The sequence below is a fragment of the Streptomyces liangshanensis genome (assembly GCF_011694815.1).
GTDB classification, from domain to species: domain Bacteria; phylum Actinomycetota; class Actinomycetes; order Streptomycetales; family Streptomycetaceae; genus Streptomyces; species Streptomyces liangshanensis.
Map to the genome: position 1 here is coordinate 4394592 of NZ_CP050177.1, position 13523 is coordinate 4408114.

General features: G+C 70.8%; 14 protein-coding genes. 9 read left to right on the forward strand and 5 right to left on the reverse strand.

Annotation, left to right across the window (positions count from 1 at the left end; all coding sequences use genetic code 11):
* Nucleotides 1-24 precede the first annotated feature (24 nt).
* Complete coding sequence (locus HA039_RS19020; RefSeq protein ID WP_167031272.1) at nucleotides 25-870, reverse strand: SCO2525 family SAM-dependent methyltransferase; 846 nt, start codon at nucleotides 868-870, stop codon at nucleotides 25-27.
* Nucleotides 871-1108: 238 nt separating this feature from the next.
* On the opposite strand from HA039_RS19020, the gene HA039_RS19025 reads away from it, so the two are divergent.
* Nucleotides 1109-1648, forward strand: coding sequence for a GNAT family N-acetyltransferase (locus tag HA039_RS19025; protein WP_167031276.1), 540 nt, complete (start codon nucleotides 1109-1111; stop codon nucleotides 1646-1648).
* A gap of 105 nt (nucleotides 1649-1753) precedes the next feature.
* Here the strand turns inward: HA039_RS19025 and HA039_RS19030 are convergent, their stop codons facing one another.
* Entirely contained in the window at nucleotides 1754-1915 is a 162-nt protein-coding gene (locus HA039_RS19030) for a hypothetical protein (RefSeq protein ID WP_167031278.1), read from the reverse strand.
* Nucleotides 1916-2068: 153 nt separating this feature from the next.
* A complete protein-coding gene (phoU, locus tag HA039_RS19035; protein ID WP_167031281.1) occupies nucleotides 2069-2749 on the reverse strand; it encodes a phosphate signaling complex protein PhoU in 681 nt (226 codons plus the stop codon).
* A 226-nt stretch (nucleotides 2750-2975) separates the two neighbouring features.
* Here phoU and phoR point away from each other — a divergent pair, with 226 nt between their 5' ends.
* Together phoR and phoP are read left to right on the forward strand one after the other, a co-directional pair.
* Complete coding sequence (gene phoR / locus HA039_RS19040; RefSeq protein ID WP_167031284.1) at nucleotides 2976-4247, forward strand: two-component system sensor histidine kinase PhoR; 1272 nt, start codon at nucleotides 2976-2978, stop codon at nucleotides 4245-4247.
* A gap of 5 nt (nucleotides 4248-4252) precedes the next feature.
* Nucleotides 4253-4924, forward strand: a complete 672-nt coding sequence (gene phoP, locus HA039_RS19045; protein WP_468029676.1) for a two-component system response regulator PhoP — start codon at nucleotides 4253-4255, stop codon at nucleotides 4922-4924.
* 119 nt (nucleotides 4925-5043) lie between these two features.
* On the opposite strand, the gene HA039_RS19050 is transcribed toward phoP, so the two are convergent.
* Nucleotides 5044-5748 carry a DUF461 domain-containing protein gene (locus HA039_RS19050; RefSeq protein ID WP_167031287.1) on the reverse strand — a complete coding sequence of 235 codons (705 nt, stop codon included), beginning with the start codon at nucleotides 5746-5748 and terminating at the stop codon, nucleotides 5044-5046.
* Nucleotides 5749-6340: 592 nt separating this feature from the next.
* On the opposite strand from HA039_RS19050, the gene HA039_RS19060 reads away from it, so the two are divergent.
* From HA039_RS19060 to rlmB, 6 genes are all read left to right on the forward strand, one after another.
* Nucleotides 6341-6823: a CarD family transcriptional regulator gene (locus HA039_RS19060; protein ID WP_006380568.1), complete on the forward strand. Its 483-nt coding sequence runs from the start codon at nucleotides 6341-6343 to the stop codon at nucleotides 6821-6823.
* 322 nt (nucleotides 6824-7145) lie between these two features.
* Nucleotides 7146-7892 carry a 2-C-methyl-D-erythritol 4-phosphate cytidylyltransferase gene (ispD, locus tag HA039_RS19065; RefSeq protein ID WP_167031290.1) on the forward strand — a complete coding sequence of 249 codons (747 nt, stop codon included), beginning with the start codon at nucleotides 7146-7148 and terminating at the stop codon, nucleotides 7890-7892.
* Nucleotides 7882-8433 (forward strand): 2-C-methyl-D-erythritol 2,4-cyclodiphosphate synthase, encoded by a 552-nt coding sequence (gene ispF, locus HA039_RS19070; RefSeq protein WP_243869562.1) that lies wholly within the window; start codon nucleotides 7882-7884, stop codon nucleotides 8431-8433. The genes ispD and ispF overlap by 11 nt, the downstream gene beginning before the upstream one ends.
* Before the next feature lie 205 nt (nucleotides 8434-8638).
* Nucleotides 8639-9043, forward strand: a complete 405-nt coding sequence (locus tag HA039_RS19075; protein ID WP_167031293.1) for a PPOX class F420-dependent oxidoreductase — start codon at nucleotides 8639-8641, stop codon at nucleotides 9041-9043.
* Between the two features lie 83 nt (nucleotides 9044-9126).
* Complete coding sequence (gene cysS, locus HA039_RS19080; protein WP_167031296.1) at nucleotides 9127-10527, forward strand: cysteine--tRNA ligase; 1401 nt, start codon at nucleotides 9127-9129, stop codon at nucleotides 10525-10527.
* Between the two features lie 164 nt (nucleotides 10528-10691).
* The gene (rlmB, locus tag HA039_RS19085) at nucleotides 10692-11648 is read left to right on the forward strand and encodes a 23S rRNA (guanosine(2251)-2'-O)-methyltransferase RlmB (protein WP_167031299.1); all 957 of its coding nucleotides are present in this window, start codon (nucleotides 10692-10694) and stop codon (nucleotides 11646-11648) included.
* A 316-nt stretch (nucleotides 11649-11964) separates the two neighbouring features.
* Here rlmB and HA039_RS19090 read toward each other — a convergent pair whose 3' ends face one another.
* Entirely contained in the window at nucleotides 11965-13494 is a 1530-nt protein-coding gene (locus tag HA039_RS19090; RefSeq protein ID WP_167031302.1) for a glycosyltransferase family 2 protein, read from the reverse strand.
* Nucleotides 13495-13523: the final 29 nt, after the last annotated feature.

Below are 13523 nucleotides of genomic sequence, written 5' to 3' on the forward strand. Positions count from 1 at the left end.
CGCATCCCCCGTGCGCCCCGGAATTCACTGAACGGAATTACGGCGGCCGCAGGCCACGATCATTCCCTCGTACCCGGGCCGCAACGCGCCTCCCGGCATCCCGATGGGAGTGACGGTGACGTCCCCCTCCGCGTACGGGGCGAGCGCCGCCCCGATCTCCGTACCGGTGACACTGCACGCCGGGAAGAACCGCTCGCCCACCTTGTACCCCTGCGAGCCCTCCATGAAGGCCGCCGCGAAGGGCGCGCCCGGCGCCAGGGCGCGCAGGAAGCGCTCCACGCCGGTCTCGAACTCCTCGTGGGACGTCGACATCGACTCGGCGACGAAGAACATCGTCCCCATGGACCACCGGCCCCGGAACCCGTCGAGCGAGAAGAGGTCGCCCTGCGCCACCTCGGCGGTCTTGCGGAACACGACCCGCGGGTCGTCCCGCTCCGACAGGTCGCGGTACGCGTCCCGCTCGCGCAGCACGTCCCAGAACTCGTCCCAATGCGTGTCGTAGTGCGGCCGCTGGCCTTCCAGATACGCGATGTTGGCGGCGGAGCGCTCGAAGAGGGTGATGCTGTCGCACCACGGGAGCATCGCGAGGGCGGGGTAGAGGTTGGCGCCGGCGCCGACGTCGATCCCGAGGACGGGACCGTCCGCCTTCTCGGGGAAGGAACGGAAGAAATCGCTGAAGTGATCACGGACGAGGTGCAGGATCTGCGCGTCGTCGGACCGGAGAAAGCGATAATTGTGATCAACATAGGCGGCGGAGTCGAACAAGTCCCAGGAGGCCTCGGCATTCAGCTCCTGAGCGGCTTCCTGCCGGACTTCCCGCGCAGCCTCTGGTGATTTCCCGTCCGTGATGCCGGGTGACCTCGGATCCATTGTCCAATGGTAGGGCCCCCGCTCCCCCCGTGTCCCCTGTTGGGGGGCCCTCGGGGTGACGCCGCGTCAATGAGGGCGCATGAGGGGCGCGCTGCGGCATGCGTCCATTTCGGTCCTGATCCTGCCTTGAACGGCCAGATCGGGCGGGTGATGCTGGACCGGTCCCGCCACCGGTCCTCACCCGTACGAGCGCCTGCCCCGAGCCCCTGTCGCGTTGACCACCTCCCGAGGGAGCGGCATGACCTCACTGCCCCGTACCGTGCCCGGTCTTCCCCGAACCGTCCCCGGCGCGACGCGCGTCGCCGGCCCCGACGGGCGGCCCCTGCGGCTGAGAGCGGTCATGGAGGAGGACCTGCCCGAACTGCACCGCCTGGACAAGGAGATCTTCAAGGACCAGGCCTACCCGTACTTCGTACTGCGGCAGTTCTACGACCTCTACCGCGACGAGCTGTTCGTCCTGGACGACGGCACGGCCTTCCACGGCTACGTCCTCGCGGGCACCAGGCCCGACAAGACCCGCAGTTGGGTGCTGGGCCTGGCCATACACCAGCGGTGGCAGGGCCTCGGCCTCGGCCGGTGGCTGATGGGCGAGGCGCTGCGCCGGCTGCGCGCGGAGGGCGTCGGCGAGGTCTGGCTCACCGTCGAGCCCGCCAACACCCGGGCGATCAAGCTGTACGCGGCCCTGGGCTTCGCCCCCGTCGGCCACCGCGACGACTACTTCGGCCCCGGCGGGGACCGGCTGCTGATGGCGCTGCCCCTGACGACCGAAGGGCCATGACGACCGAAGCGCCCTGACGACCGAAGGGCCGTACCACCCCGACGAGGTGATACGGCCCCCGGAAAAACGAACGGACTTGCGAACGAACGGACTAGAAAGCCTGCCTCAGCCGCCGCACTGGCACGGCGCGCCCTGCTGACAGCCGCAGCCGCAGCCCGAGCCGCAGCCGCACGCGCCGAGCAGCGGCAGGTGCACGACCCCCTCGTGAGGGGCCTTGGGGACCGGTGGCGCTTCCTGCCGCGGGTCGGTGGTGGGGGAATCGGCCATGGGATCCTCCTCAAAGGCGTGCTGGATGCCGCCTCTTCCCATTGCATGCCCACCCGGGCGGGCGCATCAACGGCGCATACGCGCAACGCCGTTCGAGCCTCCCGCACGCCCTGCCCCGCCCGGGAGCGCGCCACCCGCACACCCGGAGGAGAGCTACGCGCCCTCCACCGGCGCCTCCGCCGTCTGGATCTCGTCCGCGTGCTCACCCGTCACCAGGTAGACGACCCGCTTCGCCACCGACACCGCGTGGTCCGCGAACCGCTCGTAGTACCGGCCCAGCAGTGTCACGTCCACCGCCGTCTCGATGCCGTGCTTCCAGCGGTCGTCCATCAGGTGCTGGAACAGCGTGCGGTGCAGCAGGTCCATCTCGTCGTCGTCCTGCTCCAGCTCCAGGGCCAGCTCGACGTCCTTCGTGATGATGACCTCGGCGGCCTTCGCCATCAGGCGCTGCGCCAGCTGCCCCATCTCCAGCAGCGTCGTGTGCAGGTCGTGCGGCACCGGCGACTGCGGGAAACGGAGGCGCGCCTGCTTGGCGACGTGCTGGGCCAGGTCGCCCGCCCGCTCCAGGTCGGCGCTCATGCGCAGCGAGGTCACCACGATGCGCAGGTCCGTCGCGACCGGCTGCTGCCGCGCGAGCAGGGCGATCGCCCTGGCCTCCAGCTCGTGCTGGAGCGTGTCGACCTTCTCGTCCGCGGCGATCACGCTCTCGGCGAGCCGCAGATCGGCGTCCAGCATGGCCGTGGTGGCCCGCCCGATGGCGGAACCGACCAGCCGGGCCATCTCGACGAGGTCTTCGCCTATCGAGTCCAGTTCCTCGTGGTACGCGTCCCGCATGGGGTAGTCCCTCTCTTGTACGTGCTCTGGGTACGTACGTGCTCTCGCACGTCTCGCCGGGGGCCGGGGCCGGGGCCCACGTTCCCACGTTCTGTCCGTTACGCGTCGGGCGCCTCCCTCCCAAGTGAACCGGCACTATCCCCTCGGTGAACTCTGGGCGACGAGTGTTCGAGGAGACACCTCGGACGCTGGGAGAGTGTCCGTACCCCCGCATAACCTGGGAGGCATGGACGTGAACGCGGCGGTCGCCGCATTGGCAGCGATCGCCGGGGTGTGCACCGGCGTGATCGCCATGCTGGCGTTTCGCTGGAGCGAACGCGACCAGGCCAGACCCACCCGCACCTCCCTGCACACGGACGCCGTCCTGCCCCCCGGGGTCGACACGGTCCTGTCCGTGCTCCGCTCCTCCGCGGTGGTCCTCGACGAGAGCGACTCCGTGGTCAAGGCCAGCTCGGCGGCGTACGCGCTGGGGCTGGTCAGGGGCGGCAAGCTGGCCGTCGAGCCCATGCTGCACATGGCCAGGGACACCCGCAGGGACGGCGAGATAAGGCAGGTCGAGCTGGACCTGCCCCGGCGCGGTACGGGCCGGGGCGAGGCCCTCGCGGTCTCCGCCCGGGTGGCCCCGCTCGGCTCCCGGCTGGTGCTGCTCCTGGTCGAGGACCTCACGGAGGCCCGCCGTATCGAAGCGGTACGGCGCGACTTCGTCGCCAACGTCAGCCACGAGCTGAAGACCCCGACGGGCGCGCTCTCCCTGCTCTCCGAGGCTGTCATGGACGCCTCGGACGACCCCGAGGCGGTCACCCGCTTCGCCGGGCGGATGCAGATCGAGGCGACCCGGCTCACCAATCTCGTACAGGAACTCATCGACCTCTCCCGGGTGCAGAACGACGACCCGCTGGAGGACGCCGAGCCGGTACGGGTGGACGAACTCGTCGCCGAGGCCATCGACCGGTCCCGGCACGCGGCGTCCACGAAGCAGATCACGATGGCCGCAGGCGGTACTGTCGATCTGCACGTATGGGGCAATCGCGGCCAGCTCGCCGCGGCCCTGGGCAATCTCGTCGAGAACGCCGTCAACTACTCCCCGGCCCGCACCCGCGTCGGCATCGCCGCGCAGAGGGTGAGCGCTCCCGGCGGGGACCTGATCGAGATAGCCGTGACCGACCAGGGCATAGGCATCTCCGAGAAGGACCGCGAGCGGGTCTTCGAGCGGTTCTACCGCGTCGACCCGGCACGCTCCCGCGCCACCGGTGGTACGGGGCTCGGCCTCGCCATCGTCAAACACGTGGCCGCCTCGCACGGCGGGGAGGTCACGGTCTGGAGCTCGGAGGGTCAGGGCTCCACCTTCACCCTGAGGCTGCCCGAGGCGGGCACCGTACGGGACCAGAGAAGAAGCGCCACGGACGAAGACGACCAGGCCCCTTACGACACCGACACCGACTCCAGTCTCGCCCTCGAACCACCCACTGTGATTCCTGCCCCGGAGGTCCTTCCGTGACCCGAGTGCTCGTCGTCGAGGATGAGGAATCCTTCAGCGACGCTCTTTCCTACATGCTCCGCAAGGAAGGCTTCGAGGTCGCGATCGCGACCACCGGGCCCGCGGGGCTCGACGAGTTCGAACGCAACGGCGCCGACCTCGTCCTCCTCGACCTGATGCTGCCCGGCCTGCCGGGCACCGAGGTCTGCCGCCAGCTGCGCGGCAGGTCCAACGTCCCGGTGATCATGGTCACCGCCAAGGACAGCGAGATCGACAAGGTCGTCGGCCTGGAAATAGGGGCCGACGACTACGTGACCAAGCCCTTCTCCTCGCGGGAGCTGGTGGCCCGCATCCGCGCGGTGCTGCGCCGCAGGGGCGAGCCGGAGGAGGTCACGCCGGCGGCCCTGGAGGCCGGCCCGGTCCGGATGGACGTGGACCGCCACGTCGTCACGGTCTCCGGCGGCAAGGTGGACCTCCCGCTCAAGGAGTTCGACCTGCTGGAGATGCTCCTGCGCAACGCGGGCCGGGTCCTGACCCGGATGCAGCTGATCGACCGCGTCTGGGGGGCGGACTACGTGGGGGACACCAAGACCCTCGACGTGCACGTCAAGCGCCTGCGGGCCAAGATCGAGCCGGACCCGGGTGCTCCCAGATACCTGGTGACGGTACGAGGTCTCGGCTACAAGTTCGAGCCGTAGACCGGCCCGGGCCGCGAGGCCCAGCCGACGGCGAACGCGCACTGTGGCGCCCCACCCGGCCTCGGGTGGGGCGCCACAGCTGTGCGCGCGGGGAGGTGCGTCCTCGGCCGGCCGAGCTCTCAGCCGGCCGAGTTCGACGCGGAGGCCGAGTCCGACGGCTGCCCGGACTCGGGCTGCCCGGAACCGGACTGGTCCGACCCCGGCTGACCGGACTCCGAGGGGGAGCCCGACGGCGAACCGGACGGGGATCCGGACGCGTCGCCGGCCGGTGACTCCGAGGCGGACGCCGACGGGGTCGTGGACGGCTGCGCGCTCGGGCCGACGCCCTCGAAGAAGCTCTTCGCGGGGACGACGAAGGCGCGCAGGCCCACGTCACCGGTCTCGCTGAACGAGAAGACGACCTGCTGGGCGTTCCCGTCCTGCGCGGCCTCGCGGCCGTCCTCGATCACCGCGGAGGCGTTGCCCTCGCCACCGAGCCGTACGGAACCGCCGTTGGGCGGCACGGTGACCGGGCCCTTGCCCTTGGCGGGGGTGATCTTCACCGTCGCGCCGGTGCCCGGCAGCGTGATGGAGTCGAGGGTCTGCGCGCTGCGGCCGTTGTTGAAGAGCGTGCCGGTGACGACCGCCGGGCCCTTCGCGTCGGACTCGGGCTGGGTGACCAGTGTGGCGGCCTGGATGGTGATGTCGCCGATGGAGGTGGCGGCGCTGTCCGGCTTGACTTGGAGCGTCTGGGCGTTGTTGCCCGCGCCGCACGCGGTGAGCGAGGCAAGCGACAACACGAGGGCGGAAGCGGCGAACGTGCCGCGTCGAAGGCTGCGGCTCACGGCGGCGGCAACTCCTAGGACGTGTTGGGACGGAGGGGCTGAGGACGGCTCAAGGTGTATCAGCGCGCTTAGGTTACCGAGGCGTCGACACCGGCCCGCACCCGACCCGCCCCCTGGGCGCACCGGTACGGGAGAGGGCCCCGCCCGCCCGTATTCGATCAGCGTGTCCATGACGCTCCGTTCCCGCCGCTGATCACGTGGTTTCGCGTGCCGTTCACATAACGCGGGTGATCAATTCCGGCCGGGCCGTCGCACATTCTCCGGAATACCGCCGCGGAGTCGTGGTGATCAAATTCAGAATCCGCCGCACAGGTGATCGACAGCCGAACGGAGTACCGGAAGTTCACCGTCCTGAATCAGGCAAATCGGGACGTTAGTACCCGTCTGAGGGTGTCGCGCGGTGGGTAACGGGCGCGTTTCCGCGCGCCCGCGCAGCCGCTCCGACCTGCGAATACCCGGTTCCGGAAGCCGTCCGCAGCACGTCCCTGGCGCTGTTGTCAAGCCCCGAGATGCGCCCTGACCTGCGAAAACGCCATTCAGAAGGAGCCATTCTCGTGTTATCCTGGATAGCCACGGAAGGGGTACCTGTCACATGACGTTCAAGGTAGGCGACACCGTGGTCTATCCCCATCACGGGGCCGCGCTGATCGAGGCCATCGAAACTCGCCAGATCAAAGGCGTGGACAAGACCTACTTGGTGCTCAAGGTCGCCCAGGGCGACTTGACGGTACGTGTCCCGGCGGACAATGCGGAGTTCGTCGGCGTGCGTGACGTGGTCGGTCAGGAAGGACTGGACCGGGTCTTCGAGGTGCTCAGAGCGCCGTACGCGGAAGAGCCCACGAACTGGTCCCGTCGCTACAAGGCAAATCTCGAGAAGCTCGCCTCCGGTGATGTGATCAAGGTCGCCGAGGTCGTTCGCGACCTGTGGCGCCGGGAGCGCGAGCGCGGACTCTCCGCAGGTGAGAAGCGCATGCTCGCCAAGGCGCGGCAGATTCTCGTGAGCGAACTCGCTCTCGCGGAGAACACGAATGAAGACAAGGCCGAGGCCCTGCTCGACGAGGTCCTCGCGTCCTGAAGTTGCGGCACCTGTTCCACCACAACGTGCTCAGCCGCAACCAGCTCGACAGCACTGAATGCCGTGGTGCCCGCTGACCAGCTCTGATGGAGAAGCTGCGTCGCCGGGCGCTGCGGCATGTCCGTACACCCGCACCCCGTCCGACACCCGGTAATCATCCCCCGTACACCTGCGCCTGTCCTGGCACACGGCTCCAGCACCCACGCACCGGGTGCGGCCTGCCTCGACCGTGTCACGGAAGGGGCCGGTCAAGGCGTCGCGCCCGGCACGCTCTGGCCATACCCATGTCGGCCGAGGACACAAACCTGCCGGAGTGCAACCGATGTCAGACGAAGCCAGCCCCCACCGCACCGCCGCGGTGATCCCCGCGGCCGGCAAGGGCGTGCGGCTAGGCCCGGGCGCCCCCAAGGCGCTCCGCACGCTGGGCGGCACGCCCATCCTGATCCACGCCGTCCGCGCGATGGCCGCCTCCCGCGCGGTCTCGCTCGTGGTCGTGGTCGCCCCGCCGGACGGCGCCGCCGGGGTCAAGCACCTCCTGGACGAGCACGCGCTGCCCGCCCGCACCGACTACCTCGTGGTGCCGGGCGGCGAGACCCGCCAGGAGTCCGTACGGCGGGGCCTCGACGCCCTGCCCCCGGGCATCACGACCGTCCTCGTCCACGACGCGGCCCGCCCGCTGGTGCCCGTCGACACCGTGGACGCCGTCGTCGAGGCCGTACGGGACGGCGCGCCGGCCGTCGTGCCCGCGCTGCCCCTCGCGGACACCGTCAAGCAGGTCGAGCCCCGCGAGAAGGGCGAGCCGGAGCCGGTCGTCGCCACGCCCGAGCGGGCCACCCTGCGCGCCGTACAGACCCCGCAGGGCTTCGACCGCGCCACGCTGGAGCGCGCGCACCGCACGGTGGCGGCGGTGGGCGAGGGCGCGACGGACTGCGCCGGTATGGTCGAGCGGCTCGGCACACCCGTCGTGGTCGTACCGGGCCACGAGGAGGCGTTCAAGGTGACCAGGCCGCTGGACCTGGTCCTGGCCGAGGCGGTTCTCGCCCGGAGGAGGGCCAACGATGGCTTCTGACGTACCGCTGCCCGTACCGCCCCCGGTACCGGCGCCCGTACCGCCGCCTGTCCCACCGATTGCCGTGCTGCCCCAGGTCGGCATCGGGACCGACATCCACGCCTTCGAGGAGGGCCGGCCCCTGTGGTGCGCGGGCCTGCTGTGGGAGAACGAGGGGCCGGGGCTCGCCGGCCACTCCGACGCGGACGTCGTCGCCCACGCCGCCTGCAACGCGCTGTTCTCCGCGGCGGGCCTCGGCGACCTCGGCGCGCACTTCGGCACCGGGCGCCCCGAGTGGTCCGGCGCGCCCGGCGTGACGCTCCTCACGGAGGCCGCCAGGATCGTCCGCGCCGAGGGCTTCACGATCGGGAACGTCGCCGTCCAGGTCGTCGGACTCCGGCCGAAGATCGGCAAGCGCAGGGACGAGGCGCAGAAGGTCCTGTCCGCGGCGGTCGGCGCGCCCGTGTCGGTCTCGGCGGCGACCTCCGACGGGCTGGGCTTCACGGGCCGCGGCGAGGGCCTGGCGGCGATCGCGACGGCGCTGGTGGTCCGTACACCGTGACGCCCGTCCGTACGCCGTGACGCCCGTATGCCGTGACCTCTCTCCGTATGGCCGGATTTCGACGGGTCCGAAATACCCCCGGGTTCCCCGGGGTTGAGGGACCGTCGACATGCCCCGCCCGTCAGCGGCAACATGTTCCACCGGAACCCGCGGCACCCCGCACCTCCCGTACGACCCGCAACGCACTCACACAGGAGACCCCCGCATGTCAGCGACACTCTCGGACGCGCTCAAGAAGGTCCTCGACGGAAACGTCTTCGTCAGCATCGCCACCATCCAGCCCGACGGCAGCCCCCAGGTGTCCCCGGTCTGGGTGAAGCGTGACGGCGACGACGTCCTCATATCGACCACGCTCGGCCGCCGCAAGGAGCAGAACCTCCGCCGCGACCCGCGCGTCACCGTCCTGGTGAACCCCGCCGACGCGCCGTACAGCTACGCGGAGATCCGCGGGACCGCGACCCTCAGCGAGGAGGGCGGCCAGGAGCTGATCGACGACCTGTCGGTGAAGTACACGGGCAAGCCGTACAACGAGCAGAACCCGAACGCCCACCTCGACGCCCCGCGTGTGGTCGTCCGGATCACGCCCCGCAAGGTCGTCGGAGGCATCTGATCGCCACGCCGATTGTCACGCTTCGGTGACCCCGCGGCCCAAAGGGTCGCGGGGCACTACCCCAGGCGCACTACCCTTGTCGCGTGACTATTCGGCTGTACGACACCGGCACCCGGCAGATCCGTGACTTCACCCCGCTCACGCCGGGCTGCGTCTCGATCTACCTGTGTGGCGCCACCGTGCAGGCCGCGCCGCACATCGGGCACATCAGGTCGGGGCTGAACTTCGACATCATGCGCCGCTGGTTCGACTACCGCGGCTACGACGTGACCTTCGTCAGGAACGTCACGGACATCGACGACAAGATCATCGCGAAGTCGGCCGACCAGGGCCGGCCGTGGTGGGCCATCGGGTACGCGAACGAGCGCGCCTTCAACAGCGGCTACGACGCTCTCGGCTGCCTGCCCCCCACGTACGAACCGCGCGCGACCGGCCACATCCCCGAGATGATCGAGATGATGCGCGGCCTGATCGCGCGCGGCCACGCGTACGAGTCGGACGGCAACGTCTACTTCGACGTCCGCTCCTTCCCCGGCTACCTCCAGCTCTCCAACCAGGACCTGGACGACCTGCGCCAGCCCTCCGGCGAGGGCGAGACCGGCAAGCGCGACCAGCGGGACTTCGCCATGTGGAAGGCCGCCAAGGACGGCGAGCCGAGCTGGGAGACGCCCTGGGGGCGCGGCCGGCCCGGCTGGCACCTGGAGTGCTCGGCGATGGCCCACAAGTACCTGGGCCCGGCCTTCGACATCCACGGCGGCGGGCTCGACCTGATCTTCCCGCACCACGAGAACGAGATCGCGCAGGCCAAGGGGTACGGCGACGAGTTCGCCCGGTACTGGGTGCACAACGCCTGGGTCACCATGAGCGGCGAGAAGATGTCGAAGTCGCTCGGCAACTCGGTGCTCGTGTCCGAGATGGTCAAGCACTGGCGCCCGATCGTCCTGCGCTACTACCTCGGGACCCCGCACTACCGCTCGATGATCGAGTACAGCGAGGAGGCCCTGCGCGAGGCCGAGTCCGCCTTCGCGCGGATCGAGGGCTTCGTGCAGCGCGTGGTCGAGAAGGCGGGGGCCGTGGAACCGGCCGCCGAGGTGCCGCCGGCCTTCGCCGAGGCCATGGACGACGACCTGGGGGTCCCGCAGGCCCTCGCGATCGTCCACACGACGGTCCGGCAGGGCAACTCGGCCCTCGCCGCCGACGACAAGGAAGCGGCGGTCGCCCGGCTCGCGGAGGTACGGGCCATGCTCGGCGTCCTCGGCCTCGACCCGCTCGACCCGCACTGGGCCGGCGGCGAGACCGACCGCGGCGAGGACCTCCACGGCGTCGTCGACACCCTCGTACGACTGGTCCTCGACCAGCGCGAGGCGGCCCGGGGCCGCAAGGACTGGGGCACGGCCGACGCGATCAGGGACCAGCTCCAGCAGAGCGGTCTCGCCATCGAGGACGGCCCGTCCGGCCCGCGCTGGACCCTGGGGCCACGCTGAACCCCGTCCCCACGAGGGTCATGGGTGTGCCGCCCGGGACGACCGGGCGGCACACTTACGTACCCTGTTACACATATGAATGCCGCGTACGCCGCGTACGCCGTCCGAAGCACCACGCCCAGCACGACGCAGAGCACTTCTGAAAGCAACGAAACAGGTAGGTCATGGCCGGGAACAGCCAGCGCAGGAACCGCCGCACGTCCAACAAGAAGGGCGCGCAGGTCGGCAGCGGTGGCAAGCGACGCCGCAGCCTGGAAGGCAAGGGACCGACGCCGCCCGCGTCCGCGCGCAAGGGGCACGTCCAGAACCGGACCGCCAACGCCAAGGCCAAGCTGACCGCCCGCCGCCAGGTCGCCCGCAGGGGCGGCAAGGGCACGAGCGAGATGGTCGTCGGCCGCAACCCGGTCTTCGAGGCGCTGCGCGACGGGGTGCCGGCCTCGATGCTGTACGTCCAGCAGTTCATCGACAACGACGAGCGCGTCCGCGAGGCGCTCCAGCTCGCGGCGGACCGCGGCGGCATCCACCTGATGGAGGCGCCCAAGCCCGAGCTGGACCGGATGACGAACGGCCTGAACCACCAGGGCATGGTGCTCCAGGTCCCGCCGTACGAGTACGCCCACCCCGAGGACCTCGCGGTGGCCGCCTTCGACGACCACGAGGACCCGCTGATCGTGGCGCTGGACGGCGTGACCGACCCGCGGAACCTGGGCGCGGTCGTCCGGTCGGTCTCCGCGTTCGGCGGGCACGGGGTGGTCGTCCCCGAGCGGCGGGCCGCCGGGATGACCGCGGGGGCGTGGAAGTCCTCGGCGGGGGCGGCGGCGCGTACGCCGGTGGCGCGGTGCACGAACCTGACGCGCACGCTGGAGGCGTACCGCAAGGCGGGCCTCACCATCGTGGGGTTGGCCGCGGACGGCGAGGCGGAGGTGGGGGAGCTGGCGGAGCTGGCGGGGCCGGTGGTCATCGTGGTCGGTAGCGAAGGCAAGGGCCTCTCGCGCCTGGTGGGCGAGACGTGCGACTTCCGGGTCCGTATCCCGATGCCCGGGGGGGCCGAGTCGCTGAACGCGGGGGTCGCGGCAGGCGTAGTCCTGTACGAAGCCTCCCGCCGCCGCGCCTCCCGCTGACCCCCCTGCGTCGCGCGGGCGCGGCTCAAGGATGTCCTCAATCGCCGGACGGGCTGATTGTGGCTCGGCCCCGACGACCGTGCGGGTCAAAGACGTCCTCAAACGCCGGACGGGCTTGGGTGGTCGCCGGGTGGGCCCGGTTGTTCGGGTCCGCTCCCGGCAACCGGCCCGAGGATGGCCATCCGCCCGCAGCGGGCAAATCAAGCCCGTCCGGCGATTGAGGACGATCGGTGAGCCGCGCCCGCGCGCCGGGCAGGGGCGCAGATCAAGCCTGTCCGGCGATTGAGGACAAGTAGTTAGCGGCGCCAGCGTGGGGTTAACGCGAGCGGAGTGCGCGGCGTACTCGGCGCTTGACGCGGATGAGGAGCGGGGCCCCCGTGCGTTCACGCAGCACCGGCGGCGAACCGTCCGCGATCGTCAGCGCCAGCGGCAACTCCGTCTCCCGGGTCCACCCACAACTCACCACCCGAGCCTTCACCTCCCAACGCCCAGCATTCCGCCCCGCGTTGATCGTGTCCGGCGCCAGCGTCGCCACCGTGCGGTGGATCGTGCGGAACGCCCCCGGCGCGTCCGCGTCCCCCAGCGGCACCCGCTCCGTCGTGGTCGTCGCCGGCAGGACGAACTCCTCGCCCCCGCCGCCCCGGCGCCGTACCAGCAGGTCCATCCGCGCCGACTTCATGCGCGCGGTCACGTCCAGCGTCTCCGGCGACAACCCGGTCACCGTGGGCCGCAGCGAGTCCCGCCCGTCGGCGTGCAGGAACGACAACGGCCCCTCCGCCCCGCACAGTTCACCGGTCGCCGTGATCTCCAGCTCCCCGGTCACGCGCGCCGACGCCTTCACCCGTACCGCCGACTCCCAGCGCGCCAGCTCCCGTACGGCGTCCGGCCGGTCCTGCTCGACCAGCGCCACCACCGCCCGCTGCGGCGCGGGCAGCCCCGCCGCCACCCCCGGCGCGAAGCGCTCGACCAGCGCGGACCGTACCTCCGCGAAGAACGCCTCGCGCCACGCGGCCGGCGCGTCGAGGTAGCGCGGCGCGGTCAGGCGCCCGACCATCTCCACCCGCAGCCAGCGCCGGTGCAGCCGGTCCCGCAGCGCGCCCGGCTCCGTGTGCGCGTCCACGATGTCGAGCGCCTCGCGCAGGTTGCCGAAGTACCCGGCCGGGTCGAAGGCCCGGAAGCCCGCGTTCGAGGCGTCGGGCCGGGCCACGTGGAAGTAGCAGACGTAGTCGGAGAGGACCGAGATCCGCTCGGCGAGGAAGTACGAGGCCGTCACGAAGACGTGGTCCTCCAGGCGCCGCTTGCCCTCCGGGAAGCGCAGCCCCTGGTCCATCAGGAACGACCTGCGGAACATCTTGTGCGGGGTGAGGCTGTCGATCAGCGGGGCGTTCGCGAGCGTCGCCCGCGGGTGGTTGCGCCGGAACAGCTCCTTCGGCACCCCGCGCCCCCGCCCGGCCATCTTGCCGATGACGACGTCCGCGTCGTTCTCCTTGGCGTACGCGTACAGCCGCTGGAGCGCCTCGTCCCCGAACCAGTCGTCGTTGTCGGCGAACTGCACGTACTCCCCGCGCGCCCGTTCGATCCCGATGTTGCGGGGCCGCGAGGGCCAGCCCGAGTTGGGGATGTGGACGACGCTGACGTGCTCGTGCGCGGCGGCCAGCGCGTCGAGCCGCTCGCCGGTGCCGTCCGTCGAACCGTCGTCGACGAAGATCACCTCGAACTCACCGGCCGCCATGGTCTGTCGCAGTAACGAGGCGATCAGCTCCTCGATGTGGACGCCCGGGTCGTAGACCGGGACGACCACACTGACCTTGACGGGGACAACGGCGCTCGCCTTGGGGGTACTCATGTGTGCCTCTCGGAAGAAGACCTCAACTC

Excerpts from the sequence above, each read along its gene's own strand:
- HA039_RS19020 (WP_167031272.1), bottom strand. The coding sequence starts at position 870 with ATGGATCCGAGGTCACCCGGCATCACGGACGGGAAATCACCAGAGGCT.
- HA039_RS19025 (WP_167031276.1), top strand. The coding sequence starts at position 1,109 with ATGACCTCACTGCCCCGTACCGTGCCCGGTCTTCCCCGAACCGTCCCC.
- HA039_RS19030 (WP_167031278.1), bottom strand. The coding sequence starts at position 1,915 with ATGGCCGATTCCCCCACCACCGACCCGCGGCAGGAAGCGCCACCGGTC.
- phoU (WP_167031281.1), bottom strand. The coding sequence starts at position 2,749 with ATGCGGGACGCGTACCACGAGGAACTGGACTCGATAGGCGAAGACCTC.
- phoR (WP_167031284.1), top strand. The coding sequence starts at position 2,976 with ATGGACGTGAACGCGGCGGTCGCCGCATTGGCAGCGATCGCCGGGGTG.
- HA039_RS19060 (WP_006380568.1), top strand. The coding sequence starts at position 6,341 with ATGACGTTCAAGGTAGGCGACACCGTGGTCTATCCCCATCACGGGGCC.
- ispD (WP_167031290.1), top strand. The coding sequence starts at position 7,146 with ATGTCAGACGAAGCCAGCCCCCACCGCACCGCCGCGGTGATCCCCGCG.
- ispF (WP_243869562.1), top strand. The coding sequence starts at position 7,882 with ATGGCTTCTGACGTACCGCTGCCCGTACCGCCCCCGGTACCGGCGCCC.
- HA039_RS19075 (WP_167031293.1), top strand. The coding sequence starts at position 8,639 with ATGTCAGCGACACTCTCGGACGCGCTCAAGAAGGTCCTCGACGGAAAC.
- rlmB (WP_167031299.1), top strand. The coding sequence starts at position 10,692 with ATGGCCGGGAACAGCCAGCGCAGGAACCGCCGCACGTCCAACAAGAAG.
- HA039_RS19090 (WP_167031302.1), bottom strand. The coding sequence starts at position 13,494 with ATGAGTACCCCCAAGGCGAGCGCCGTTGTCCCCGTCAAGGTCAGTGTG.